Origin of the sequence: Pseudomonas sp. KK18 (assembly GCF_037094675.1) — a bacterium.
Taxonomy (GTDB): domain Bacteria; phylum Pseudomonadota; class Gammaproteobacteria; order Pseudomonadales; family Pseudomonadaceae; genus Aquipseudomonas.
Window position 1 is genome coordinate 3,719,444 of sequence record NZ_CP146605.1, and the last position, 24,272, is coordinate 3,743,715.

Genomic DNA, 24,272 nt, shown 5'->3' on the forward strand with positions numbered 1-24,272 from the left:
ACTGCTCCGCGACGTTATAAATCCTACAGCAATCAGCGAAATTTCATTCAGTGCCGGTCTGTGCCTGCCTGAGCGCCAGAGCCAGCTCATCCAGGGCATTCTCCAGGTTATGGGCGCCGTCAACGGCATGGCTCAGCCGCAGATGCTGGCAGTGCAGGCCACTGAGGCTGAACAACTCCCCCGGCGCAATCACCACCTGCCGGGTGAGCAGGCGCTGGAACACCTGGCGCATATCCACCGGGGCCTCTGAGCGCAACCAGAAGGTCGCGCCAGCGGCGGGCATTCGGTAGCTCACCTGGTTGCCCAGATGCGTGTCCAGCCGCAGGCCCATGAGCCGGGCCTGCTCTTTGAGTTGCGGTCGCAACTCCCGCAGATGCTGGTCGATGCGCCCGCTTTGATAGAGCCGCGCAATCGCGCGCTGGCGGATAGAGGACAACCGGAATGCGCGCAACAGGAACTGGCGCTGCAGCTCGCCGCTGAGGTGGCGCGACAGCAAATAGCCAAACGGCGCTTCCGGCCCGAGCATCTTCTCGAACGTGGAAAACACCATCAGCCGCTCGGGATTGGCCAGGTCCCGTAACGCGGTGATTGGCTGCCCGAAGCCGAGGTCACCATGGCTGTCATTTTCTAACAACCAACAGCCATGCTGGTCCAGCAATCGCACTAGCTGCAGGCGGTCATGGGTGGACAGGACTACGCCGGACGGCAGGCTGACACCGGATGACAGCAACGCCAGCTGCACCGGCTCGGTGCTGAGCAATTGCTCGAACAACGCCAGGTCCAGGCCGTCGTCCGCCGTGAATGGCAATTCGAGAACCCTCACGCCTGCCCCCTGCAACAACCGCAGGATCAGCCAGTCACACGGGGATTCGACGATGATCGCAGCGCCCTTGAGACCCAGCACCTCGATCAGGATTTCCAGTACCCCGCGCAAGTCGGCGCCGATGTATACCTCGTCCGCCTGCCAGCAACGGGTCGGCGACGAGGTATAGCGCGCCGCGAGCGTCGCCCGCAGTTCCCACACGCCACAGGGCTGCGACCATGGCTGCAGATGATGCGGGTAATGCCGCAACAGTTCGCGCTCGAGCAGCAACAGCGCTGCGTCCAGTGACGCCGCAAGTGCCGGCTCATCGGCGCTGAGCACGCGCATTCCCGGACGTCGCGCACTGGCATAGAGGCGCTCCAGCAGGTCGCCACCGCTGCTACCTGGCGGTTTATTCAACACCGGCCAGGCGTAGTAGCCCGACTTGGGCACCGAGTACACCCGGCCCTCCTTCTCGAGCAACGAATAAGCGTATTGAATGGTCGAGATCGACACATTCAGGCGCTCCGCCAGCTGCCGCAATGATGGCAGTTTTACCCGGGCATCCGTGCCCACCTCGCCGATGAGGTTGATCATGTAGCGATACACCGCCTGGTAGGCGAAGTCGGTTTGCCGGTCGTCCCTGAGGTTCATCGCTGGTCACCCGCCGCCACCCGCTTAACGCCCCGCCAGTTGGTAGGCTGCCAGGGCGGGCGCATCTTGCTGTGGCGTCTCGGCCATGCCCGGCACGCCGGTGGCGGGCCGCTTGCGATAGAGATGTTGCAGCAGGTCGATCGGCAACCCGCTGGTGTCGATGGCCCATTGCACCAGCATCTCGGCCACCGGCTTGCCTTGCAGCGCCTTGTGCAGCTCGGGGAGCGCCACCAGCATGCCGGGGTGGCATTGGCGCAAAAAGCTTTCGAGGCGCTCGCCGTGACGGATAAACGGCGAAAACATCAGGCAATTCAGTTGGCTTTCATCCAATCGGAACAGCGCCTGGGCGTAGTCGGCCGCCAGCGCTCGGCCATCCTGGGTCGCTGCCTGGGCAATCAGGTGTTCGGAAATCTGCTTGCGCCGCATGAACATCGCGGCCTGCTGCATGAAGCCCTGTGCGCCCTCCTCGTAATCCAGTTCCCGCAGGCACTCGGCCTGCAGGCCCCGCAGATGGGCCATCAGCAACGGGTTCGCATAGCTCGCGTGGCTGAAATGAAAGCCAAACTCGTCCGGTTCATAGCCCATGAACTGACGCAACAGCGGCCCGGAGGTGTATTCGGCCGCGTCCTTAAGGTCGGCAGCGCCGATATAGGCCAAGTGGCGATGGTTGTCCGTGTCGGACTTATCGGCAACGGCGTAGCGCTCGCCGTAAAGGTCGCAGTAATAGGCGTTGCTCCACTCGTCCATGCGCGCGAACAGCCCGCTGAGCACCAGGGGCTGGCGCGGCGGGATCTCTGCACCGCTCGCCAGCGCGGCCTTCTTCAGCCACGCCAGGTACTCCCGCTGCTTGCGCGCGGAGTCACCGCTGACCAGCGCGTGCACGCCCCCATTGCAGGTGGTGACGCGCTGGTAAAAGTCACCGAGGGCCAGGTAGGCGTCGTTGCACAGGGTTTGGCGAAGATCTCCCGAAGTCAGGTGCCCCACCATCAGCATATTGCGCCGGCTGGTGTCGCGCGCCGCACTGGAGGCCGGCCGCAGGTGGTTGAACGGCAAGACTTCCTGATTCTCGACCATCAGCAATTCGACACGCGCATCGTCATGCAGGAACAGCGCGCTGTAGCCGCGGTGCAGCGTGTCCAGGGCATTTTGCGACATGCCGGCATGGCGCAGGGTCGCGACCCGCAGTTGAAACGTCCGCGGCGCCCGGCCTGCAAGCGTCAGCTGGGCTGCGCGCAACAACGCCAGGACATAGCTGCTGCCGGCGCCTGCGCCGTGAGCGACCAGCACCTTGTATTCACCGATCCGCTCCATGCCGCCTGCCGCTACCACGATTCGTTGAATCAATAACTGGAGCGAGGTACGTTCTGTTCGAGAGAAATGCCCTATCAAGCGTTGCAATACTTGTTGATAGACATAGTTCATGGCTTGTTCGTGAATAGCGCTCATAGTTCTACTACCTGAGTTGAAATATCAGTTTCGGGCAATCGTTGACGGCATTTGCCTGACCTGTTGTTTCTGTAGGGGCGTTACAACATGTGACATTCAATGGAGATTAGCACCGGGCCCTACCTGCCAAGCCTGCCTTTGGGGGCTTCCAGTCCCGAAAAGGCGCCAAGCCAAGGGGCACGCAGCCCAAACCGAAAGTCTTAGGAACGCTCTGACAACTTCCTACGCTGCTTTAACTTACAAACTAGAGAAGCATCCGACATAACCCACTTCAATATTGATGTTCCGGCAAAACAGCCATGGGAAACATTATTGGGCTTGACGGATGTACGGGGTGATTTCATATATTCAATCATTGCTCAATCCTTGAGATAAAAGTGACGGGGCAATTATCGGCACTTGAATAATGATTAACAGATACAGAACGCCGGCTAAAACCGGTTCAGATGGGGGCTTGCATGGGGTATCGAGTGTGCAGACACGACAACGCCGCGCTGGGATTCAGGGCGGCGTCAGGGGCATACATCTGGTTTATCGGGCTGAAGTGCTGAAATCCCGATTCAAGCGGTGGGCAGGTTAAGTCCTGTCAAATGGCGCATTTGCCCCATGCGCCCGGGGGCAGGAATACTCGCTTGAGAATATTCCCACAGATCAAACAGTTTCTACCTGCAAGGCAACCCGTTCACGGCACGGACATTCGTCCATATAGCGGTGCGCTTCAACGAACTGGCTGAACGGAAATACCGTGGTTTTCAGCGGTACCAGCACCTTGTCGGCGGTCAGTTGGTTGATGTCACGCAGGGCTCGCTGCAAGGCCACCTGGTCCTGGATGATGCCCAGTTCCGGTTTGCCTGTGAAGTTGCCGATGCAGTGCACAAAGAACTGAATGTTCTTCTGGAACGCCGCGCAGGCCGGGAATGGCGTCTGGTTGCCACCTTGCAGGCCGTACAGCACCAGGCTGCCACGCGGCGCCAGCACATCACCCAGCAACGACATCTGCGGGCCACCCAAGCCATCGAACACCACGTCTACGCCGCGGTTGTCGGTGAACTTGTTGACTTGCATCAGCAGGTCCTGCTCTTCGGTGACGATGACCTTCTCGGCCCCGAGGGACAGCAGGTATTCGCGCTCATCACTGGTCTTGGTCGCAGCAATCACCCGCACACCCAGGGCTTTGCCCAGTTGCACGAACGATGGGCCGGCACAGTGGCTGGCGTCCGTTACCAGGGCGAATTGCCCGGGTTTGACCCGCGCCAGGTCCATGTACGCAAAGTAGGCAATCAGCAGCGGCGTGTAGTGCACGCTGGCTTCGATCGGGCTCAGGACATCCGGGTAGCGGGTCAGCGCCGAGCGCGGCAGGACGATCTGTTCGCCGTACACCGGGTAGTCATTCGGGCTCTCGGCCGGGAAGCTGGCGACCTTGTCACCCACCGCCAGGTCGTCGACACCCTCGCCAACGGCCACAACCACGCCGGCCATTTCATGGCCAAGGCCGGAAGGCAAGCGGGCATGGGACGACGCCAGGTTCTGGCGCCACAGAATGTCGTACCAGCTGATGCCAATCGCCTCGACGCGCACCTGCACTTCGCCCGGTGCGGGCTTAGCGGCTGCATGCTCTTCGCATTTGAGCACCTCGGCCGGACCAAACTTGTGAAAACGGATCGTGCGGGACATCGCAAACCTCGTCAAAGTAACCTCTATTGCCATGAACTCTATCTGGGCTTTCGGGGCAAGACCACCGGTCGCCGTTAATAGTCGACATGCCTGTCATTGATTCCGCACATACGGAAAAGGTGCCAAGCCATGTAGGAAAACTGAATTAGCCGGTGCAGAGTACCAGCCTTTCCCCGTAAGATTCATGCCGGTCATTGTTCTTATATGACCGCTCCCGTCAAGTTTACTGACGCCGCCTGGGACACAAGATGAACCGTAACGACCTGCGTCGTGTCGACCTCAACCTGTTGATCGTATTCGAAACCTTGATGCATGAGCGCAGTGTGACCCGCGCTGCCGAGAAACTGTTCCTTGGCCAGCCGGCCATCAGCGCAGCCCTGTCACGCCTGCGCGGCCTGTTCGACGACCCGTTGTTCGTGCGTACCGGACGCAGCATGGAGCCCTCGGCCCGTGCGGTAGAAATCTTCGCCCTGCTCTCCCCGGCCCTGGACTCGATCTCCACGGCCGTCAGCCGCGCCTCCGAATTCGACCCGGCCACCAGCACCGCGGTATTCCGCATCGGCCTGTCGGACGACGTCGAATTCGCCCTGCTGCCGCTGCTGCTCAAGCGCCTGCGGGCCGAAGCCCCCGGCATCGTGCTGGTAGTGCGCCGCGTCAACTACATCCTGATGCCCGGCCTGCTGGCCTCCGGCGAAATCTCCATCGGCGTGAGCTACACCACCGATTTGCCGGCCAACGCCAAGCGCAAGGTATTGCGCCGCAGCAAGCCGATGCTGTTGCGGGCCGACAGCATGCCGGGCTCCATGAGCCTGGATGACTTCTGCGCGCGGCCCCATGCCCTGGTGTCATTCGCCGGGGATTTGAGCGGGTTTCTGGATGAAGAACTGGAAAAACTGGGCCGCAAGCGCCATGTCGTGCTGGCTGTGCCGCAGTTCAATGGGCTGGGAACATTGCTGGCGGGCACCGATATTGTCGCGACCGTGCCGGACTATGCCGCTGAAGCGTTGACTTCAGCGGGTGGCTTGCGGGCTGAGGAGCCGCCACTGCCGGTGCGCACATTTGAATTGCACATGGCGTGGCGTGGGTCCCAGGACAATGATCCGGGGGAACGGTGGTTAAGGTCGCGGATTCAGATGTTCTTTGGCGACCCGGACAGCCTATAAAGCAACAGCACCGCCGGGCATCACACCGAACTCGTCACTTCGCTCTGAACAGATTGCAATTCCCCGGGAACCGGCTCATCGCTGGCGATCTGCCTTGGGCCTTGAATCGCGGCCAGCCGCCCGGTGCTCAGCGAGCTTTTTTTGCTCTTGTTTGAATTGCTGTTGCCAGCGTGCCAGCGCCTCAGCCCCGTCCGATGCCTGCACCGCCATTGGCACAGACACGATCATCCCGAAAAGCGTCCAGATAAGGAGTTGCTTCATTTCATCTCACCTTCGTTGTTTTAGCTGAAACGGGTTCGGATATCGGCGCGCTGGTATTGGTCGAGCAACCCCGCCAAATCCCGGTAACAAGCAGCCAGGTCGCGGGCACTAAGGCGGATCAGTGATCTCGACGTACGCCGGGCCTGGGCCGCGCTGATCGCTGAATCGAAGGCATATCTGGCAATACGCCGATCGCCCGCTTGCACACACCTGGCGATTGACGAATGAGGCTCCAGGTCGCGTGTCTTGCGGTGCAGCAACCTTAACTGTCGACCCAGTTGAAGCGAGACGGCACCGGCCTCATCGGCGCCCAACAGCGCTTGCAGGGCAACCATCCGGTGCTGTTGCGTGGCCTGCCACTTCAGAAGATCCATGCGGTGCCCGTGACGCAGTAACCGGCGTGTGTCCTTGTGCAGCGCGGTCCTCAGGACGTCGGCGTGGCTGGCGGGTTTCCCCGGCAGCAACTGGAAGGCCAGCAGGCAGATAGCGAGCGTCACCATCCAGGCCAGGGCTTGATTCACGAAGTCAGCGAAGTCGTATTGGGCGGTCCCGGCGGTGCCGACCAGGGTGTTGAACGTAATCAGGTAGGCGACGCCTTGCAGGGCATGGCGCGGCCGGGTCGTGGCATGAATCCCGACCGCCCAGAACGCAACCAGCACCACCGTGAGCAACCCGAACCCGCTGATGTGCGGCAACAGCAGGAACTTGCACCCCGCCGCTGCCAGGATTGCGTAGAAGGTTCCCCTGGCAAGGCTCGCAATGCCTTGCTCGGGCGCCGCGCTGGTGGCCAGCAAGGTGCAGAACGGACCCAGTACGGCCAGCAAGGTTGGCCCCTGGTCCCAGCCGGTGAGGTACCAGACAGCACCGGTCGCCAGCGTGGCCAGCAACGCTCGCACACCGTTACGCAGTGCAGCGCCGTAGTGTCGGTGAAACCCCACGGCGCGGGCCGGCGGCAGGGGCGCGCGCTCAAGGCAGGCAAAACTCGACAAGGCGCTGGCCAGTTCGGCCAATGGTTCATTCAGACGCCGCTGGCTCGCGCCTGGTTCAAGGCTGGCTTGCAGCTCCCGGACACGATCGGCCGCCACGCAAAACCCGGGCATGGCTTCAGCCAGCTGGCGCAACTGTGCGCCGATTCCAGCGTGCGAAGGTATCGCACATTCGTCGAGCACCACGGCATGCAGATACGCAAGTCCTGCCTGCAGGGTCGCCAGCCTGGCGCGGATCAGCACCGACTCGCCCCGACCAATCCCGAGAAGGTCGTCCACTTTGCTGATATCGATGGCCAGCGGGTCCTGCGCACGCGCCGGCCCGCCGTCAAACCGCACGGCCAATAACCGCAGGGTGCGCGACGAGACGTCGCGAAGTGCCATGGTCAGTGTGCGCTCGACGGTCTTGCGGCTGAATAACGTGGCCACCAGGCTCAGGCTCAACACCCCCAGAACAACGGCCGTGCCCCGTCCGACGATATGTTCGAAACCTTGCTGCGGCGCGACGATGGCGGGCCCCAGGGCCAGGCAAACGGTGTAGCCGGCGACCACCGCCGCCGTGGCCTGGTAGTGCCGAAGCACGGTCATGGCGCCGACACAAAGGCCCAGCCATACCCCGATCCCGAGGATAAACAGCAGCATTTGCTGGGCGAACAGGCTGGTCAGGACCAATGCCACAGCCAACCCCACCAGGGTGCCCAGTGCCCGGTGGAAGCCCTTGCCAACCACTGCCCCCTGCAGCGGATGGATCAGCAACAACACGGTTGAGGCGGCCGAGAACGGCGAATCCAGGTGTAATTGGAACCCCAGCCACAGGGCCAATGAGGCCGCCAAAAGACTACGCAGCACATAGCCCGAGGTAGCAGCTTCCCATGCCCCCAGCATGCGCAGTGCACGGAGCATCACATGAACGCCTGAAGCCATTGCACCAGCCTCCAGCGCGGCGCCGTGCCCTCCTCGGCAACCTCGATGCTGGCGGTCATCCCCGCCGCCAGCTCCACACCGGGCGGCACCTTGTCCAGTTCAATCCGCACGGGCACGCGCTGGGCCAGGCGTATCCAGCTGAACGTAGGCGCCACCTGGGGCAAACCACTGTTACTGCGCAGCTCGTTACCGTCGGCAATGCCCCGACCAATGCTCGCCACATGCCCTTCGAGCAGCGGTGAAAAACCCATCAGCTTGATGGACGTCACAGCCCCCACCCGAACACCGGCCAGCTTGGTCTCCTCGAAGTAACCGGTGACCCAGAAGCTATGGCTATCGACCACAAAGATATTGGTCTCGCCCGCTGCCGCGTAGTCACCCGGCTGCAGCCGCAACTGGGTCACATAGCCGTCGACCGGCGAACGAATCGTCGTGCGGTCCAGATCCAGCCGCGCATGGGCCAGTTGGCTGCGGGCCGCATCCAGGCGCGCCCTGGCCACCGCCAGGTCCCGGGCTGCGTTGTCGGTTTCCTCCCGCGCAATCGCATCGCCGAGCTGGTTGCGGCGTTTGAGCTGTGCACTGCGCTGCTCGAAGACACTGCGCGCCTCGGCAAGCTCGGCCGTGCGCTGTTGCTGGGCAAGCAAGTAGCTGCTGCGATCGATCTGGTAGAGCAACGCGCCCTTGGCGACCCATTGGTTGTCGCCCACCAGCAGGTGTTCGACCTGGCCGGACACCTCGGGGGCAATACCGATGACTTGCGCGCTGACACGCCCGTCCCGCGTCCAGGGGGCCAACTCATAGGCGCGCCACAGTTGCGTGCAGAACAGCAATGCGGCCAGCCCGAGCACCAGGGTGACGAGGGTCTTGAGGATGTGTTTGATGATCATCGCGCTGCCCTCAAAAGCTCAGAACCAAGGTCGAGAGCACGATCAGCGACACAAAGAAACGCGCCAGGCTGGGGTGCCAGGCCCAATCCAGCCAGCGCCGCAGGGCCCGCTCCAGTAGCCCGTACACCAGGGCTGCAACGCCGACGTAGAGCAAGAACGGAGGAATGTAGAGGTGGGCAATCGTGATTTCGCTGAGCATCGGTTGAATCTCGCAGTCGGCAATCACCTTGATCGCCTTGATGAAGATGGTAAGGACTGCAAGGTCGTGCCGATATTGAGTATTCTGACAGGATATAATCAATTTCAGACAATCGAGGCGGTGCAACATGGGCGAGATGAAGCTCCAGGGCGTTGATCAATTCGAACTGGACAGTTTTGATCAGCCCGCCGTCGCGTTGATGCTCGGCAGCCAGCGCAACGACACCGAATTCCCCGTGCACAGCCACCGCAAAGGCCAACTGGTGGTGGCATATCACGGCGGTATCGTGTGTACCGTAGAGGATGGCGTGTGGATGGTGCCGTCGGGCTTCGGCGTGTGGATTCCGGGCGGTATCGCCCACAGCAACCGGGTGACCGCCAACGGCAGGATCGGCTATCTGTTTGTCGAGCCCGGCGCCGCCGCGCTACCGGAGAAATGCTGCACGCTGGTGCTTTCGCCGCTGGTCCTGGCGTTGATCCTGCACCTGAGCGCCCAGCCCCAGGATTATCCGCCTGCCTCTGCCAATTCGCGCGTGGCGAGCGTGCTCCTTGAACAACTGGAACTGGCTCCTTCGGAGCAGTTGTACCTGCCGCTCCCCGCTGCTACGCAGTTGCGCTTCATCGCCCGCGGCCTGGCCCAGGACCCGTCAAACCGTTGCACCATGGCCCAGTGGGCACGCCAGGTCGCCATGAGCGAGCGCTCCCTGGCCCGCCTGGTCAAAAGCGAAACAGGCCTGACTTTTGGCCAATGGCGCAAACAATGGCAAATCATCGTGGCCTTGCAGAGCCTGGCCGAGGGCGAGTCGGTGCAACGAACCGCCGAGGCGCTGGGGTACGAGTCGGTCAGTTCGTTCATCAGCATGTTTCGCAAGACACTGGGCTCGTCGCCGGCGCGCTACATTCGCCGTACGGCAACGCGCTAGCCTCAAGGTGCCTCAATCACTGCCAACTGCTCCGCCAACAACCCCGGCAATCGCGCCTGCAAAAACCCGACCCACGTCCGCACCTTGGCATCCAGAAAGCGCCTTGATGGATACACCGCGAAAATGCTCCGCTCCCGTAGCCGATATCCGGGCAACAGCCGCACCAACGAGCCCTCGCGCAGCGCCGGGTTGGCGCTGAAGAACGGCAACAAGCTGATGCCCATTCCTTCCTGCGTCGCCTTGACCATCGCATCCGCGACATTGGTCCTGAAGGTGTCACCCGGCGAAATCGCAATCTCGCCCTCTTGCCCCTTGAACAACCACGCATCCTCCTGGAAATCCTGCAGATGCAACCGTCGATGCTGCATCAACTGCTGCGGATGCTCGGGCACGCCGTACCGGGCCAGATACCCCGGTGCCGCACAGGGCACACTGAACAACTGCCCGATCGTCTGACTGACCAGCGCCGAATCCGGCAACGAATGGGCGATGGAGATCACCACGTCGTGACCCTCTTCAAGCGGGTCCGGGTTGTGCTGGGACAGGGTCAACTCGATGGACACGTCCGGGTATTGCTCGCTGTAGCGGGCAATCAGCGGCGTGATCAGCACCCCCAACCCGCTCATGCAATGCACCCGCAATCGCCCGCGCGGGTTGAGGTGCGCGCCGCTGGCTTCTGCCGTGGCCTCCCTGACGTCTTCAAGAATGTCGCGACAGCGCAACAGAAAGCGCTCGCCCGAATCGGTAAGGCCCAGGCGTCGGGTGGTGCGTTGCAACAGGCGGGTCTGCAGGTGTTTTTCCAGCTCGCAGATCAACCGTGATACGTGTGCCCCGGACAGGTCCAGCGCCTCGGCCGCTGCGGCAAAGCTGCCAGTGTCGACAACCCGGGCAAACACCTGCATGCCATTGAGCAAATCCATCAACATTGCCCCTCGATTGCTACGTGATACGTACGAGTCATTCACCTGTTCCTGTCTTTATCCCGCTGCGGCAATCACTAAAATGAACCCTACTCACAGAGGAACTCATCATGAATATCAAATGGCTCAGCCTGCTCCTGTTTTTCACCGCCGCCGGCGCCATGGCGGCCGGCAGCAATGAAGCGCTGGATATCCAACACGTTGTTTCAATCACGCCCGTGCCGGGCAGTTGCCAGGTAGAACCGGCGACCATGGTGTATCTCGACAGCCAGGGCGCCAGCCACACTGTCAACTACCAGGTCATGGGCACGTGCCAGGGCGGGGTTTAAAGCAGCTTCCAGGTGTAACTGAGGATCAGCCGGTTCTCGTCGATGTCGCTGCGGTAGTTTGAACGGGCCATGACATTGCGCACCCGAATGCCCAGGCCGCTCAATGTGCCGCTTTGCACCACATAGCCGATATCCAGGTCGCGCTCGCGATCCTTGCCTTCATAACCCGCGCCGGTGGTCACGTTGTTACCGGTGATATAACGCACGGTGGTGGTCAGCCCCGGAATGCCCAGCGCCACGAAGTCATAGTCGTACCGCACTTGCCAGGAGCGCTCGTCGGTGTAGGCAAACTCGTAGGTGGGTACTTCGTTGCCCAGCGGCGTGATGTTGGCGAAGACCCGCGGGAAGGCACTGTCGCCATACATGGCTTGATAACCGACGTAGAAGATATGGCCGCCATGCTTGGCCGACAGCAGCGAGAAAAACGCCTGGTTGTCGATCTTGCCGAGCAGTTTGTCGCCGTCTTCCCGGGCATCGTAGTAGCCGAGGTTGGCGCCGAGCGTCCACTCGCCCATTGGCTGGTTGTGCTTGAGGCCGACAAAGTCCTGGCGGTAGATGTCCTTGAGTTGGCCATGCCAGTAGCTGACGCTGGTGCGGTTGGTGTTGAAGGCGTAGTCGCCGCCGACGTAGTTGAACCCATCACTTTCAGCGCCGCGTTGCGGCACATGGCCGAGCATGGCGATCATTTTCTCGTCGCCGGCTTCGTTGCGCAGGCGGGTGGTGGTCAAGTGCCCGGCCTGCAGCGCAAGGCCGGCGATTTCGCCGGAGCTGACACTCACGCCCTGATAGCTCGGCGGCAGCAAGCGGATATCGCTGAAGGCCAGCACCGGCAGGTTCGGTTGCAGTTCGCCGACCTTCAATTCGGTCCTGGAAAACCTGGCCTTGAAGGTCAGGCCCAAACGGCTGTAATCATTCGGGGCGCTGCCGTCGCCCTTGACCGGGAGCAGGCCGGTATTGGTGCGGTCCGGGCTGCTGTCGAGCTTGAGGCCGAGGGTGCCCAGGGCATCCAGGCCAAAGCCCACGGGCCCCGGGGTGTAGCCGGATTTATAGGTCAGGATAAAACCCTGGCCCCACTCCTCTGCCTTTGATTGCTTGTTGGCGCCGACGATGTCCGAGAAATCGCGGCTGAAGTAATAGTTGCGCGCCTGCAAGGTGGCGGTGGAGTCCTCGAAAAACCCGCCCTCGGCCGCCGTCGCCGCAAGGGGCACGCCCAACAGGGATAGCCAGATACGTTGTGTGTTCATGTCGTTGCTCTTAGTTATTGTTATCGACAGTTACTGCGCCGGGGCGGCGATCACCTCCTGCCGGCCCCGACGTTCATTCAGCGCATACGCCGTCATTGCCAGCACGGCGATGGCCCCGGGGATGGCAAAGGCCATGAAGTTCAGGTGCAGCGGCAGTTCAATCCCCATCAGCGCGCCGCCCAGCAGCGGGCCGACGATGGCGCCGGTACGACCGATACCGGAAGCCCAGCCCAGGCCGGTGGCTCGAATGTTCAAGCCATAGAGTTGTGCGGCGCCGGCGTACAGCAGGATTTGCGTGCCGATGGTGGTGGCGCCGGCAAAAAAGATCAGCAGGTACAGGACCGGCATCGGGCTCTTGATACCCAGCAGGCTGATGGAGAGCAGCGCGGCGATAAAGAAACCGATCACCACCTTCACCAGGTTAAGCCGGTCACACAGCCAGCCACCGACAAGCGCCCCGGCGATGCCGCCAAAATTCAGCGCCAGCAGGAACGACAGGCTCGATCCCAGGCTGTAACCGGCACCCGCCATCAGTTTGGGCAGCCAGGAACTCAGGGCGTAGACCATCAACAGGCAGCAGAAAAACGCGACCCAGATCGCCGCCGTCCTCAAGGCCAGGCCGTGGCGGAACAACTCCAGCACCGAAGCGCCCTTGCCTTTACCGGCGCTGACGAGCAGTTGGTCTTGCGGGTCGATCCGGGTCTGCGGCGACAGGCGCTTGAGCAGCTCACGCGCCTGTTCCTTGCGGCCCTGGCGAATCAGGAACCCGATGGACTCAGGCAGCCAGTACACAATCAACGGCATCAGCAGCAGCGGGATCGCCGCGGCGAAGAACATGGACGACCAGCCAAAACGCGGCAGCATGAAAATCCCCACGCCGGCCGACAGCATGCCGCCCAGCGAGTACCCGCCAAACATCACCGCCATCAGGATGCTGCGCATTTTCTTCGGTGCGTATTCGGTAATCAGTGCGGCCGCATTGGGCATCAGGCCGCCACAGCCGAGCCCGGCAATAAACCGGCAGATTCCGAACTCAGTCGGGTTGCTGGCAAAACCGTTAATCACCGTGGCGACGCTGAACAAGGCAAAGCAGATGGCGATGCCTTTGCGGCGACCGAACTTGTCGGCCAGGCTGCCGAAGACCAGCGCGCCGAACATCATCCCGAACAGCGCATAACTGCCCAGAGCGCCGGCCTGCAGGGGCGATAGTCCCCATTCCTTCATGATCGACGGCAAGACCACGCCGTAGATGAACAAGTCATAACCGTCAAAGATCAACAGCACAGCACACAGGCTGACCACCAGCCAGTGGAAACGATTGAAATGGGCATTATCGATAATCGAATTGACGTCATGGGTACGCATGGCAGTGCTCTCATTATTGTTGTTGTGAGTCAGTGTCTGCAGGTACGGCGCTGGGTCAGCCGAGGTCGCCGCCTCCTACCGGCAAGGTGACGCCCGTGATGTAGGAGGCCTCATCAGAGGCCAGAAACAGAATCGCGCCGGCTTGTTCGTCGATGCTACCGTAGCGCTTCATCGGGCTGCTGTCGAGGGTCTGGTCGACGATCTGCTGGTACCAGACGCGCTCCTGGTCGCTCTGGGGCTGGCTGTTGCGCGGGATCCGCCGCGGTGGCGCCTCGGTGCCACCGGGTGCGGTGGCGTTGACCCGAATGCCGCTGCCGGCGGTCTCCAGGGCCAGGCACGCGGTCAAGGCGTTGACGCCGCCCTTGGCCGCGCCATACGGCACACGGTTCACTCCGCGCGTGGCCACGGACGAGACATTGACGATGGCACCGCTGCCCTGCTCCAGCATGTAGGGCAATACGCAATGGCAGCACCACAGGGTCGGGAACAGCGAGCGGCGCACCTCGGCTTCGATTTCGTTCTCGGCGTAGTGCTCGAAGGGCTTGGCCCAGATAGTCCCGCCGACGTTGTTGACAAGGATGTCGATACGCCCGAACCGCGCCTTGGCAGCGGCCATCACACGGGCACATTCGGCATGCTGCTCCAGGTCGGCGGTGAGGATCAGCGCCCGCTCATGCTGCAATTCATGCACGAGTTCCGAGCGATCGACGGCCACCAGCCAGGCGCCCTCTTCCAGCAAACGCTCGGCAACCCGCCGACCGATGCCCTGGGCGGCGCCGGTCACCAGCGCAACCTGGGTGTTGAAACGTGGAGTCATGGGGGATTCCTCAGGCGGCGTCGCCGGTGACGATGGCGTTGGGGGTGAACTTCTCGTAGTGGAAGCTGGCGGGGATGACGCCCTGGTTCTTGAAGTGCTGGCGTACCGCGTCGACCATCGGTGGCGGCCCGCACAGGTACACATCCACGTCGCCATCGTTCAGCACGTCAGCGGCCATGTGCTGGGTGACATACCCCTGCCGGGGGTGCGCGGTCTGGGGGTCGGCCACGCAGGTGACAAAACCGAAGTTGGGCAGGCGTTGGGCGAACGCCTCCAGCGCCTCGACCATCACCAAGTCCTGGTCCCGCGTCACGCCGTAGATCAGCGTGACCGGCCGGGTTTCCTCGCGCTCGGCCAACACTTCAAGCATCGACAGGAACGGCGCAAGCCCCGTACCACCTGCCAGCAACAGCAGTGGCCGCGCCACTTCGCGCAGGTAGAAACTGCCCAGCGGCCCGGTCATCGGCACCGCGTCGCCCGGCTGGGCACGCTCCAGCCAGCCACTCATCAACCCGCCAGGCACATGCTTGATCAGGAAGCTCGCGCGTTTGTCGCCGGGGCGACTGCTGAAGGAATACGCGCGGGTCTGCCCACTGTCGGGCACGCCGATATTCACGTATTGCCCCGGCAGGAACACCGGCGCCTGATCCAGTTCGAAGCTGACTTCCAATGCTGCATCGGCATGCCGGGTAATGCTCGCCACCGTCGCGGCAAATTGCGCGGTGCCGGTCTTGCAGGCACCGGAAGGCACCGGCACGGCAATCACGCAGTCCGACTGCGGCACCATCTGGCAGGTGAGCACCTGGCGTTCGCCGGCTTCATCCTCGCTCAGGGCGTCTTCGATATAGTCGTCGCCCAAATCATAGGCGCCGGTTTCACAGCGGCATTTGCAGGTGCCGCACACACCGTCGGAGCAGTCCATGGGCAGGTTGATACGTTGGCGAAAGGCCGCGTCGAGGACCTTTTCACCCACCTTGCAGTCGATGAAACGGGTTACCCCGTCCTCGAAGTTCAGGGCAATGGAGTACGTCATGGGCGTGTCCTCAGATGTGGTAGATATCGATGACCTGATGGATGTAGTCGTTTTTCAGCACCACCTTCTTGCGCGTGATCAGCGGCTGTTCGGCGCGGATGTCGAGGCGATAGAACGAGGTACCGAAGTACGTATCCGTGGTCTTGTAGCGATGGCTGAGGGTTTGCCAGTTGAAACGCAACTCCACGTGCTGCCCGTCGTCGGCCAGCACTTCGAGGTTGGTGATCAGGTGCGCGGTGCGCGGCTCCGGGGTGCTGGCGCTGGAGCGCTCGGTCTTGATCCGGAACACCCGGTCTTCCAGGCCGTCGCGGCTGGGGTAATAGATCAGCGAGATTTCGCTCTGGGGGTCTTCGGTCAGCGTGTCGTGGTCGTCCCAGGCCGGCATCCAGTACTCGACCTTGGGTGAATAGCATTCGAGCCACTCATCCCACTGGCGGTCATCCAGCAGGCGGGCTTCGCGGTACAGAAAGTCCAGCAGGCGGTCACGGGAAGCACTCATGCCAACACCTCCTTGTCCGTCGCGATCAAGCCTTGCTGCTCCCGTTCGATAGCGCGTTGCAGGCTCTGGGCCCAGTGGGCGTGCTGGCGCACGAACAGGCCTTCGTCCTCGGTCTTGACGCCACTGAGCTGCGGATTCATGCCCATGGCCCGGGCGTTTTCGTCAGGGCCTTCGACCCACTGTTTGGCGCCGCGGCTGAGGTCATTCCACAAGGTGGTCGCGCCCTGGTAGCCGGTCTGGCAGGCGCGGAACTCTTCCAGATCGTCCGGTGTACCCATGCCGCTGACGTTGAAGAAATCTTCGTACTGGCGGATGCGCGTGGTGCGTTCCTCGGCACTTTCGCCCTTGGGCGCCATGCAATAGATCGTGACTTCGGTCTTGTCGACCGCGATTGGCCGTACCACGCGGATCTGCGTGGAGAACTGGTCCATCAGGTACACATTCGGGTAGAGGCACAGGTTGCGGGTTTGGTCGACGATAAAATCGGCGCGTTCCTGGCCCAGGCGCTCGGCCAGCGCCTCGCGATGGGCATGCACCGGACGCACTTCGGGGTTGAGCAGGCGCGTCCACAGCAGGATATGGCCATGCTCGTAGGCGTACACGCCGCCCAGGCTTTTCGACCAGCCATTGGCATCCACGGTGCGCGTGCCTTCGGCTTCGTAATTGCGCCGGCCCATGGTTGCCGAGTAGTTCCAGTGCACGGAGCTGACGTGATAACCGTCGGCGCCGTTTTCGATCTGCAGCTTCCAGTTGCCGTCATACACATATGACGAACTGCCCCGCAGCACCTCCAGCCCCAGCGGGGCCTGGTCGACCATCTGGTCGATGATCACCCGGGTCTCACCCAGGTAGTCGCTCAGCTCCGGCACCGTCTCGCTGAGGCTGCCGAACAGGAAGCCGCGATAGTTTTCGAAGCGGCCAAGGCGTTTCAAGTCGTGGGAGCCGTCACAGTCGAAGCTGTCGGGGTAGGCGCCGGTCTTGGCGTCCTTCACTTTGAGCAGCTTGCCGGCGTTGCTGAAGGTCCAGCCGTGGAACGGGCAGGTAAACGAGCCTTTGTTGCCTTGTTTACGGCGGCAGAGCATCGCGCCACGGTGGGCGCAGGCGTTGACCAGGCCGTGCAGCGTGCCGTGTTTGTCACGGGTGATGACCACGGGCTGGCGGCCGATCCAGGTGGTGAAGTAGTCGTTGATCTCCGGCACCTGGCTTTCGTGTGCCAGGTAGACCCAACCGCCTTCGAAAATGTGCTTCATTTCCAGGGCAAACAGGTCGGGGTCGGTAAAGATGTCGCGGCGGCAGCGGAACACCCCAGTGGCGGGATCTTCCTGGACGGAGTCGCGCAATTGTCGGGCGAGTCGGTCGAATGTGCTGATCATGGGGTAGGCCCTCGGTTGTTCTTGTATCAGGCCCCCCCACCTTATTTGCTTGCCCTACCCCTCAATATCCGCTGACTGCAATTCGTTATCCGCCTGGCGCGAGCCGGCGCTTCCACGTTTGCGAGGGCAGCTCGCCAAAGCGTTTGCGATAGGCCTCGGAGAACCGCCCCAAATGCACAAACCCATGATCCAGCGCCACCTCCGTCACGCTGCGCGCCGTGGCCAGTTGCAGCATGGCGTGCACCCGCTCCAGCTTGCGCTGGCGCATGTAGTCACGGGGTGACAGGCCGACCTGGCGTTCAAACAAGGTATACAACGAACGCTCGCTGACCCTGGCGATGGCCATCAGTTGTTCGACGCTGATGTCGTCGGCCAGGTGCTCCTCGATGAACTGACGCACGGCTTCAAAGCCCCTACCCTGATCCGGTCGCGGAATCACCCGCAGGACGTTGCTGGCCAGCAGCGCCAACAGCTTGTTCGCCACAATGCGCTCGTACAGGCCCTGCACTTCGGGTTCGGCGGCGTTTTCGGCCTCATGGCAGATCAGCCCCAGCAATTGCAGGAACCCACCCATTTCGGCTAGTGCGTGGCGCGGCGCCGCAAAACGGATGCCCGGCTGCGGCAACGTCCAGTGCTGCTCAAGGCAGGCGTTTTCCAGCAGGCGCACGGGCACCTTGACGATGAATTTTTCGCAGTCGGCGGAATAGGTCAGGTCTACCGGGTCATCCGGGTTGATCAGCAGCACTTCGCCGGGGCCCAACACCTGCTCTTCGCCACGGGAGCTCGAGCGGCAGTGGCCGTGCAGCAGGATCTGCAGGTGGTAGATGGTTTCCAGCGCCACCGAGGTCACCCGCACCGGCGCGCCGTAGCTGATGCGGCACAGGTCCAGGCTGGAAAAGGTCCGGTGGCTGATGCTCGCCTGCGGGCGGCCCTTGGGCGGCAGGCGGATGCAGTGGCTGCCGACATGCTGGTTGACGTAGTCGGACACGGCATAGGCATCTGCACGGTCGAAAATCTGGCTGCGCTCACTCAATAGCACGGTCATGGTTGCGCCTTTTATTGTTATGGGCCCTGCGTATGTACTTCACCGCAGAGTGATGCGGGGGACGCAAGCCGTCCAATATTCAATAGGTGTTGCTTCATACCCCGAAGGTATCGTGGGTTCACTTTCGCTGCAAAACCGACTCACCGGCCTGGGGCGGCAGCCGCAGGTTATCCAGCAGCGCCACGCCGGCGATCACCGCCACTAGAAGAAACGTCAGCTGGAAATCGGCGGTGGCGGCCTGCCCGGTATTGCCGTGAAAATTCATGGCAAAACGTAACAACAGCGCGCCAATCGCCACGCCCATGGCCATGCTCAGCTGGAAGAACATGCTGAACAAGGTTGAGGCGTCGCTCATCTGCGCCTTGGGTATATCAGCGAACCCCAGGGTGTTGAACAAGGTGAACTGCATGGAGCGTGACAGGCCACCCACGAACAGAATGAACAGGATCAGCGCCCAGCTCATGCGCTCGTCCAGCAGCGCACAGGCCGCAATCGCGAGCACGCCAAGGATGCCGTTGATCATCAGCACCGAGCGAAAGCCCCAGCGCTGCATCACCGCCGTGGTGAACGGCTTCATCGCCAGGTTGCCGGCAAATACCGCGAGCACCAGCAACCCCGCATCGAATGCAGAAAGGCCGAACGCCAGTTGAAACATCAGCGGCAGCAGGAACGGCAAGGTGCTGATGGCCACCCGGAAAATCGACCCGCCGCACAGGCACACACTGAACGTGCGCACACTCACCACACCCAGCGCCAGCAATGGTTGGGCATGCCGGCGCATATGGCGCCAGGCAAAGCCACCGAGCATCACGCCTGCGCCGCTGAGCAACAGGCCCTGCAACAAGCTGCCACGGCTTTGCCCGAGCAGTTCCACGCCGTACAACAGCGCCGCGCTGGCGACACCCACCAGCAGGAAGCCGCTGAAATCGAATGAGCGGGACGTCACCTCGTCGTGTTTGGGGATCAGTACCAGCGTGGCAATCAGCGCCAGCAGGCCCAGCGGCAGGTTGAGGTAGAAAATCCACGGCCAGGACGCGTGGGTAACGATAAACCCGCCCACCGGCGGCCCGAGTATCGGCGCCACCAGGCCGGGCCAGGTGATGAATGAAATCGCCCGCACCAGGTCTTTTTTCTCGGTAGCCCGCAGCACCGCCAGGCGCCCCACCGGCACCATCATCGCGCCGCTGATGCCCTGCAACACGCGCGCGGCGACGAAGGTCTGCAGGCTGTCGCTCCACCCGCACAGCAGTGACGACAGGCTGAACAGCACGATTGCCCAACCGAATACCCGCCGCGAGCCAAAGCGGTCGGCCAGCCAGCCGCTGATGGGAATGAACACCGCGACGGCGAGCATGTAGGCGCTCATACCGATGTTCACGTCCACCGCGCCCACGCCGAAGGTTTTGGCGATGTCCGGCAACGCGGTCGCGATCACGGTGGCATCGAGGTTCTCCATGAAGAAGGTGACGGCGACCAACAAGGCAATCAGGGTTGAGCGGCGTTGGGAGGTCGACGTCATTGCTGTTCACTCATGGTTTCGAATCGGCACTTTATCAATAAGTGCGTCCTTTATGGTCCGCGAAATGCCTGCCTCACAACGTGGCGCCCGGTAACGAATTGCCCCGAATTGGGGTGCGCGCTTACAAAAAACGGCTGTCTCACGCGTCAAAACCCATCAAAAACCTGGAAAAGTCATTAGTTGGCACGATAACCGCTTATTAGCTAATACAGGATTGTTGAACAATCCAAATTTCCCTGCATCCAGCAACCGAGGCGACGAACATGCAAAAAGGTCTGACGGGCAAGAACACCCTGCGCACATTGGCGCTAGCGATCACCCTGGCGTGCGTGACGCCGCTGCTGTCGGCTGCCGAAATCAAGGGCACCCTGAAACCGGGCGAGCTGTCCATCGGCTCCGACCTCACCTACCCGCCTTACACCTACCTTGAGCAAAAGACCCCGGCCGGTTTCGACCCGGAGTTCATGCAACTGATGGGCAAGCAACTGGGGCTCAAACCACGTTTTCTCGACACCCGTTTCGCCAACCTGATCCTCGGCGTCAACGCCCGGCGTTTCGACGTGGTGGCCTCGGCGCTGTACGTCACCCCCGAGCGCGCCAAACAGGTGGATTTCCTCAGCTACCTGAAGACCGGTTCTTCGCTGATGGTGCTCAGCACCGGCGACTTCAAGCCCCAGCGCCCGGAAGACCTGTGCGGCAAGCGCGTCGGGTCGATCAAGGGCGCGTCGTGGGTGCCAAAGCTGAACAAGGTTTCGGCGGACTACTGCCTCCCTGCGGGCAAGCCGGCGATCGAGTCGCGTGAGTTCCCGACGTCCCCGGAGGCCGCCCAGGCCCTGCTCGCCCAGGCGGTGGACGTGCAGATGGAAGACGCGGCGGTCGCCAAGATCACCGTGGAAAAACTGCAAGGCAAAACCGTGATCAGCTCCAGCGAGTTGATCTACCCGGTGGTGGTCGGCCTGGCCGTGCGCAAGGAAAACCCGGCACTGCTCCAGGCGCTGACCGGCGCCCTGAGCCAGATCAAGCAGGACGGCAGCTACGGCAAGCTGCTGGCGCGCTACAACCTGGCCGAGCCGAACGCCGCCGAGATCAGTGCGGCACTGGGTAACTGAAACGCGGAGCACCTTTATGCAATTCGATTGGCACTACACCCTGGGCTTGTTATGGAACGGCGACTTCTGGCGAGCCGTCGGCACCGTGGTCGAACTGAGCCTGGAAACCTGGCTGCTGGGCATTGTGCTGGGGTTTTTCCTGGCCCTGGCGCGGCAGTCGGAGCGCCGCTGGCTGCGGGACTCCGCCGGCGTCTACATCTGGTTCTTCCGCAGCCTGCCGTTGCTGGTGCTGTTGATCTTCGTCTACAACCTGCCGCAGGTGTTTCCGTCCACCAGCGTGGTGTTGTCCAACCCCTACTCCGCGGGCCTGATCGCCCTGGTGCTGAGTGAGGCGGCCTACATCGCCGAGATCCATCGGGGCGGCCTGCTAGCGGTGGTCAAGGGGCAGCGCGAAGCCGGCAAGGCGCTGGGCGTGGGTTATCGCGGCGTGCAGCGGTTGATTGTGGTGCCGCAGGCGCTGCGGGTTGCGTTGCCGACACTGGCCAACGAATACATCACCATCGTCAAGCTCACCTCGCTGGTGTCGGTGATTTCGCTTTCGGAAATTCTGCTGGTGGGCCAACAACTCTACACCCAGAACTTCCTGGTGATGGAGACCATGCTGGCCGTGGCGTTCTATTACGTGTTCATCGTGACGGTGTTCAGTTGGCTGTTGCGGGTGCTGGAGAATCACCTGGACGTGACCCGGCGCAAACCCAAGGCCATCGCCCCCGCCGTGCTCGACCAAGTGGCGACGCGTCGTGCCCCCGGCCAGGCCGAGCCCGGTGAGTTTGCCTTGCAGGCTCGCGGGGTGCGCAAGGCCTATGGCGAGCTGGAAGTGCTCAAGGGCGTCGAACTGAATGTGCGCTGGGGCGAGGTGGTGTCGATCATCGGCCCGTCAGGCTCTGGCAAGACCACGCTGATTCGTACCATGAACGGCCTCGAAAGCCTCGACCGTGGCGAAATCACCCTGCAAGGCCAGCCGTTCCTGCGTGGCAGCCAGGAGCCGCAAGGCGCGCTGGGGCACAAGGTGCATATGCGCGGCATCGTGCATGTCGGCATGGTGTTCCAGGGGTTCAACCTGTTCCCGCATAAAACCGCCCTTGAGAACGTGATGCTCGCGCCGGTCTACCATGCCCATGGTAGCGGCGAAGAACTGCGCCTGTTGAGCCTGGCCCTGTTGCGCAAGGTCGGCATGCTGGAGCACGCCGGCAAATACCCGCACCAGCTATCCGGCGGGCAACAGCAACGGGTGGCGATTGCCCGCGCCCTGGCGATGCGGCCTTCGGTGATGCTGTTCGATGAACCCACCTCGGCCCTCGACCCGGAACTGGTGGGCGACGTACTGGCGGTAATCGAGGAATTGGCTCGCGAGGGCATGACCATGGTCATCGTCACCCATGAAATGAACTTCGCGTTCAAGCTTTCCGATCGTGTGGTGTTCATGGAAGGCGGCGAGATTATCCAGGACGCCGCCCCGCGTGACATGCTCGAGCAACGCAGCGAACGCATGACCAAGTTCCTCAAAGACGTCCAACTGGCGTGAGCCCAAGGAGCCCCGACGTGAGCCAAGCCAAGGAACCCAGCCTGTCGCTGGCCGACCAGGTTGCCATCGAACTGCGCGAAGACATCATCGGCGGCCGCCTGCTGCCCGGCATGCCGCTGGTGGAAAGCGAACTGGTGAACGCCTACAACGCCTCGCGCAACACGGTGCGTGAAGCCTTGCACCACCTGGGCCGCGAAGGCCTGACCAGCTACGTGCGCAACAAAGGCGTGATCGTGCGCCGCCTGGGGGTGGAGGAAGTGCGTGACATCTTCAAGGTGCGACGCACCCTGGAGCTGCAGGCCATCGCCGCCAGCAAGCCGCTGCGCGAATACCAGTCCGACCTGATGCTGGAGTCCATCGAGGCCGCGCAGCTGGCCCAGGACCGCGAGAACTGGCAAGCCTTCGGCACCCACAGCCTGCGCTTTCACCAACATATTGTCGGGCTGATGCGCAGCCCGTTGCTGGACGAGTTTTTTACCCATATTGCAGCCCAGATGCGCCTGGTGTTTTCCAACGCGCCCAGCGAGGAAACCTTCCAGAAGCCCTGGCTGGAGCGCGACCGGCAGATTCACGACTTGCTGGTTGACGGCCACAAGCAAGCCGCCGGCGAAGCCCTGGCCAGCTACCTCAATGACTCCGAATCGCTGCTGCTGGACATCCTGAGCAGCATTCCAAAACCCTGAAGCGAGGACCCACCATGTACAAGGACTACCCAGCGGCCTACCAAGTCAGCAAAGGCGCTGCCTTGCAGGTCGACAAAGCCTTCTATGACCGCGTGCGCGAGTCCCGGGACGGGCGCACCCTGATCGAGCAATTCGAAGTGCCGATCCGCACCGGCCGCGCCTGGAAAGTACCGGCAGGCCATGTGTTCCGCGTGACCACGCCGGTTGGCCCGCAGGTCGGCGACTTCAACGTGTGGAGCGCCAACGACCCCCGCGAACGCATGTGGGCGGCACGCACCCGCCAGCTGCAAGGCGCGCACGTCACCACCTACGACCGCCTGTGGTCGAACCTGCCGTTTTTGCGGCCGATGGTCACCATCACCGACGACAGCCTGGCCGACTATGGCATCGACGAACACGGCGGGCGCCTGCATGACTTGCTGGGCACGCGCTGCGACCCTTACGTGAACAAGATGCTCACGGGCGAAGACTTCCACCACCACTGCCACTCCAACCTGACCCGCGCCGTGCTGCCCCATGGCCTGACCGAGTTCGACGTGCACGACGTGCTGAACATTTTCCAGTGCACCGGCCTCAATCACGACGACATGTACTTCATGAAAGCCTGCCCGGCCAAGCAGGGCGACTATCTGGAGTTCTTCGCCGAAATCGACCTGCTGTGTGCCCTCTCCACCTGCCCCGGTGGCGACCTGTCGCTGCCGATGTGGGGCCCGGATGCGGAAGACCCGTTGAAGGTCTGCCGTCCGCTGGGGGTGGAAATCTACCGCCTCGACGACGCGCTGCTGGAGGGCTGGAAACAACCCGAGCGCGCCGCCTATAACGGTAACCATGGCCTGTTGATTGCCAAGGCCGACTGGGAAAAGTAAAGGGCAGGCCCACACCTGGGGCGCCGC

The 24,272-nt window shown here is 62.3% G+C and carries 23 protein-coding genes; 7 read left to right on the plus strand and 16 right to left on the minus strand.

Annotated elements, in window-relative coordinates; translation table 11 throughout:
• Positions 1-43: 43 nt before the first annotated feature.
• The 3 genes from V6607_RS16905 to V6607_RS16915 form a co-directional block, all read right to left on the minus strand.
• The gene (locus V6607_RS16905; protein WP_087694419.1) at positions 44-1,456 is read right to left on the minus strand and encodes a PLP-dependent aminotransferase family protein; all 1,413 of its coding nucleotides are present in this window, start codon (positions 1,454-1,456) and stop codon (positions 44-46) included.
• 24 nt (positions 1,457-1,480) lie between these two features.
• Positions 1,481-2,902 carry a hypothetical protein gene (locus tag V6607_RS16910; RefSeq protein WP_177437403.1) on the minus strand — a complete coding sequence of 474 codons (1,422 nt, stop codon included), beginning with the start codon at positions 2,900-2,902 and terminating at the stop codon, positions 1,481-1,483.
• 651 nt (positions 2,903-3,553) lie between these two features.
• Positions 3,554-4,576, minus strand: coding sequence for a zinc-dependent alcohol dehydrogenase family protein (locus V6607_RS16915; RefSeq protein WP_003217140.1), 1,023 nt, complete (start codon positions 4,574-4,576; stop codon positions 3,554-3,556).
• A 248-nt stretch (positions 4,577-4,824) separates the two neighbouring features.
• Between V6607_RS16915 and V6607_RS16920 the strand changes: the two genes are divergently transcribed.
• Positions 4,825-5,739, plus strand: coding sequence for a LysR family transcriptional regulator (locus V6607_RS16920; RefSeq protein ID WP_003217142.1), 915 nt, complete (start codon positions 4,825-4,827; stop codon positions 5,737-5,739).
• Between the two features lie 75 nt (positions 5,740-5,814).
• Here V6607_RS16920 and V6607_RS16925 read toward each other — a convergent pair whose 3' ends face one another.
• The 4 genes from V6607_RS16925 to V6607_RS16940 are packed head-to-tail and all read right to left on the minus strand — an operon-like array spanning position 5,815 to position 9,125.
• On the minus strand, positions 5,815-6,000 hold the full coding sequence (locus tag V6607_RS16925; RefSeq protein ID WP_134326668.1) for a hypothetical protein: 186 nt from the start codon (positions 5,998-6,000) through the stop codon (positions 5,815-5,817).
• A gap of 20 nt (positions 6,001-6,020) precedes the next feature.
• Positions 6,021-7,889: an FUSC family protein gene (locus V6607_RS16930; RefSeq protein WP_134326669.1), complete on the minus strand. Its 1,869-nt coding sequence runs from the start codon at positions 7,887-7,889 to the stop codon at positions 6,021-6,023.
• On the minus strand, positions 7,889-8,797 hold the full coding sequence (locus tag V6607_RS16935; RefSeq protein ID WP_134326670.1) for an HlyD family secretion protein: 909 nt from the start codon (positions 8,795-8,797) through the stop codon (positions 7,889-7,891). The genes V6607_RS16930 and V6607_RS16935 overlap by 1 nt, the downstream gene beginning before the upstream one ends.
• A gap of 10 nt (positions 8,798-8,807) precedes the next feature.
• Positions 8,808-9,125 carry a DUF1656 domain-containing protein gene (locus V6607_RS16940; protein WP_134326671.1) on the minus strand — a complete coding sequence of 106 codons (318 nt, stop codon included), beginning with the start codon at positions 9,123-9,125 and terminating at the stop codon, positions 8,808-8,810.
• Between V6607_RS16940 and V6607_RS16945 the strand changes: the two genes are divergently transcribed.
• A complete protein-coding gene (locus tag V6607_RS16945) occupies positions 9,124-9,918 on the plus strand; it encodes a helix-turn-helix transcriptional regulator (RefSeq protein ID WP_003217152.1) in 795 nt (264 codons plus the stop codon). The genes V6607_RS16940 and V6607_RS16945 overlap by 2 nt on opposite strands.
• 2 nt (positions 9,919-9,920) lie before the next feature.
• Here V6607_RS16945 and V6607_RS16950 read toward each other — a convergent pair whose 3' ends face one another.
• Positions 9,921-10,838, minus strand: a complete 918-nt coding sequence (locus V6607_RS16950; protein ID WP_087694537.1) for a LysR family transcriptional regulator — start codon at positions 10,836-10,838, stop codon at positions 9,921-9,923.
• A 110-nt stretch (positions 10,839-10,948) separates the two neighbouring features.
• Here V6607_RS16950 and V6607_RS16955 point away from each other — a divergent pair, with 110 nt between their 5' ends.
• Positions 10,949-11,167 (plus strand): DUF2790 domain-containing protein, encoded by a 219-nt coding sequence (locus V6607_RS16955; RefSeq protein WP_102369131.1) that lies wholly within the window; start codon positions 10,949-10,951, stop codon positions 11,165-11,167.
• Here the strand turns inward: V6607_RS16955 and V6607_RS16960 are convergent.
• The 8 genes from V6607_RS16960 to V6607_RS16995 all read right to left on the minus strand — a co-directional run bounded on the left by V6607_RS16960 (position 11,164) and on the right by V6607_RS16995 (position 20,062).
• Complete coding sequence (locus tag V6607_RS16960) at positions 11,164-12,411, minus strand: OprD family porin (RefSeq protein WP_134326672.1); 1,248 nt, start codon at positions 12,409-12,411, stop codon at positions 11,164-11,166. The two genes, V6607_RS16955 and V6607_RS16960, sit on opposite strands and share 4 nt — an antisense overlap.
• Before the next feature lie 30 nt (positions 12,412-12,441).
• Positions 12,442-13,776 (minus strand): MFS transporter, encoded by a 1,335-nt coding sequence (locus tag V6607_RS16965; protein ID WP_008433830.1) that lies wholly within the window; start codon positions 13,774-13,776, stop codon positions 12,442-12,444.
• A 55-nt stretch (positions 13,777-13,831) separates the two neighbouring features.
• A complete protein-coding gene (locus V6607_RS16970) occupies positions 13,832-14,593 on the minus strand; it encodes a 1,6-dihydroxycyclohexa-2,4-diene-1-carboxylate dehydrogenase (RefSeq protein WP_008433831.1) in 762 nt (253 codons plus the stop codon).
• Between the two features lie 10 nt (positions 14,594-14,603).
• Positions 14,604-15,626, minus strand: a complete 1,023-nt coding sequence (benC, locus tag V6607_RS16975; protein WP_134326673.1) for a benzoate 1,2-dioxygenase electron transfer component BenC — start codon at positions 15,624-15,626, stop codon at positions 14,604-14,606.
• 10 nt (positions 15,627-15,636) lie between these two features.
• Positions 15,637-16,125 carry a benzoate 1,2-dioxygenase small subunit gene (benB, locus tag V6607_RS16980; RefSeq protein ID WP_008433833.1) on the minus strand — a complete coding sequence of 163 codons (489 nt, stop codon included), beginning with the start codon at positions 16,123-16,125 and terminating at the stop codon, positions 15,637-15,639.
• Entirely contained in the window at positions 16,122-17,498 is a 1,377-nt protein-coding gene (locus V6607_RS16985) for a Rieske 2Fe-2S domain-containing protein (RefSeq protein ID WP_003210841.1), read from the minus strand. The genes benB and V6607_RS16985 overlap by 4 nt, the downstream gene beginning before the upstream one ends.
• A gap of 85 nt (positions 17,499-17,583) precedes the next feature.
• Positions 17,584-18,543: an AraC family transcriptional regulator gene (locus V6607_RS16990; RefSeq protein WP_134326674.1), complete on the minus strand. Its 960-nt coding sequence runs from the start codon at positions 18,541-18,543 to the stop codon at positions 17,584-17,586.
• A gap of 118 nt (positions 18,544-18,661) precedes the next feature.
• Positions 18,662-20,062, minus strand: a complete 1,401-nt coding sequence (locus V6607_RS16995; RefSeq protein ID WP_134326675.1) for a DHA2 family efflux MFS transporter permease subunit — start codon at positions 20,060-20,062, stop codon at positions 18,662-18,664.
• A gap of 263 nt (positions 20,063-20,325) precedes the next feature.
• Between V6607_RS16995 and V6607_RS17000 the strand changes: the two genes are divergently transcribed.
• From V6607_RS17000 to V6607_RS17015, 4 genes are read left to right on the plus strand one after another with little or no spacing between them, the layout of a single operon-like run.
• Positions 20,326-21,171 (plus strand): ABC transporter substrate-binding protein, encoded by an 846-nt coding sequence (locus V6607_RS17000; protein ID WP_008433837.1) that lies wholly within the window; start codon positions 20,326-20,328, stop codon positions 21,169-21,171.
• A gap of 16 nt (positions 21,172-21,187) precedes the next feature.
• Positions 21,188-22,696 carry an amino acid ABC transporter permease/ATP-binding protein gene (locus tag V6607_RS17005; RefSeq protein WP_102369136.1) on the plus strand — a complete coding sequence of 503 codons (1,509 nt, stop codon included), beginning with the start codon at positions 21,188-21,190 and terminating at the stop codon, positions 22,694-22,696.
• Between the two features lie 17 nt (positions 22,697-22,713).
• Positions 22,714-23,379 carry a GntR family transcriptional regulator gene (locus V6607_RS17010; protein ID WP_003210850.1) on the plus strand — a complete coding sequence of 222 codons (666 nt, stop codon included), beginning with the start codon at positions 22,714-22,716 and terminating at the stop codon, positions 23,377-23,379.
• 14 nt (positions 23,380-23,393) lie between these two features.
• Positions 23,394-24,245, plus strand: coding sequence for a DUF1989 domain-containing protein (locus V6607_RS17015; RefSeq protein WP_008433843.1), 852 nt, complete (start codon positions 23,394-23,396; stop codon positions 24,243-24,245).
• Positions 24,246-24,272 lie beyond the last annotated feature (27 nt).

Bases quoted from the DNA above. Each gene is read 5' to 3' on its own strand.
- V6607_RS16960 (WP_134326672.1), bottom strand. From the start codon at position 12,411: ATGAACACACAACGTATCTGGCTATCCCTGTTGGGCGTGCCCCTTGCG.
- V6607_RS17005 (WP_102369136.1), top strand. From the start codon at position 21,188: ATGCAATTCGATTGGCACTACACCCTGGGCTTGTTATGGAACGGCGAC.
- V6607_RS16905 (WP_087694419.1), bottom strand. From the start codon at position 1,456: ATGAACCTCAGGGACGACCGGCAAACCGACTTCGCCTACCAGGCGGTG.
- V6607_RS16910 (WP_177437403.1), bottom strand. From the start codon at position 2,902: ATGAGCGCTATTCACGAACAAGCCATGAACTATGTCTATCAACAAGTA.
- V6607_RS17000 (WP_008433837.1), top strand. From the start codon at position 20,326: ATGCAAAAAGGTCTGACGGGCAAGAACACCCTGCGCACATTGGCGCTA.
- V6607_RS16935 (WP_134326670.1), bottom strand. From the start codon at position 8,797: ATGATCATCAAACACATCCTCAAGACCCTCGTCACCCTGGTGCTCGGG.
- V6607_RS16930 (WP_134326669.1), bottom strand. From the start codon at position 7,889: ATGCTCCGTGCACTGCGCATGCTGGGGGCATGGGAAGCTGCTACCTCG.
- V6607_RS16950 (WP_087694537.1), bottom strand. From the start codon at position 10,838: ATGGATTTGCTCAATGGCATGCAGGTGTTTGCCCGGGTTGTCGACACT.
- V6607_RS16995 (WP_134326675.1), bottom strand. From the start codon at position 20,062: ATGACGTCGACCTCCCAACGCCGCTCAACCCTGATTGCCTTGTTGGTC.
- V6607_RS16970 (WP_008433831.1), bottom strand. From the start codon at position 14,593: ATGACTCCACGTTTCAACACCCAGGTTGCGCTGGTGACCGGCGCCGCC.
- benC (WP_134326673.1), bottom strand. From the start codon at position 15,626: ATGACGTACTCCATTGCCCTGAACTTCGAGGACGGGGTAACCCGTTTC.
- V6607_RS16955 (WP_102369131.1), top strand. From the start codon at position 10,949: ATGAATATCAAATGGCTCAGCCTGCTCCTGTTTTTCACCGCCGCCGGC.
- V6607_RS16920 (WP_003217142.1), top strand. From the start codon at position 4,825: ATGAACCGTAACGACCTGCGTCGTGTCGACCTCAACCTGTTGATCGTA.
- V6607_RS16965 (WP_008433830.1), bottom strand. From the start codon at position 13,776: ATGCGTACCCATGACGTCAATTCGATTATCGATAATGCCCATTTCAAT.
- V6607_RS16925 (WP_134326668.1), bottom strand. From the start codon at position 6,000: ATGAAGCAACTCCTTATCTGGACGCTTTTCGGGATGATCGTGTCTGTG.
- V6607_RS16990 (WP_134326674.1), bottom strand. From the start codon at position 18,543: ATGACCGTGCTATTGAGTGAGCGCAGCCAGATTTTCGACCGTGCAGAT.
- benB (WP_008433833.1), bottom strand. From the start codon at position 16,125: ATGAGTGCTTCCCGTGACCGCCTGCTGGACTTTCTGTACCGCGAAGCC.
- V6607_RS16945 (WP_003217152.1), top strand. From the start codon at position 9,124: ATGGGCGAGATGAAGCTCCAGGGCGTTGATCAATTCGAACTGGACAGT.
- V6607_RS17015 (WP_008433843.1), top strand. From the start codon at position 23,394: ATGTACAAGGACTACCCAGCGGCCTACCAAGTCAGCAAAGGCGCTGCC.
- V6607_RS16915 (WP_003217140.1), bottom strand. From the start codon at position 4,576: ATGTCCCGCACGATCCGTTTTCACAAGTTTGGTCCGGCCGAGGTGCTC.
- V6607_RS16985 (WP_003210841.1), bottom strand. From the start codon at position 17,498: ATGATCAGCACATTCGACCGACTCGCCCGACAATTGCGCGACTCCGTC.
- V6607_RS16940 (WP_134326671.1), bottom strand. From the start codon at position 9,125: ATGTTGCACCGCCTCGATTGTCTGAAATTGATTATATCCTGTCAGAAT.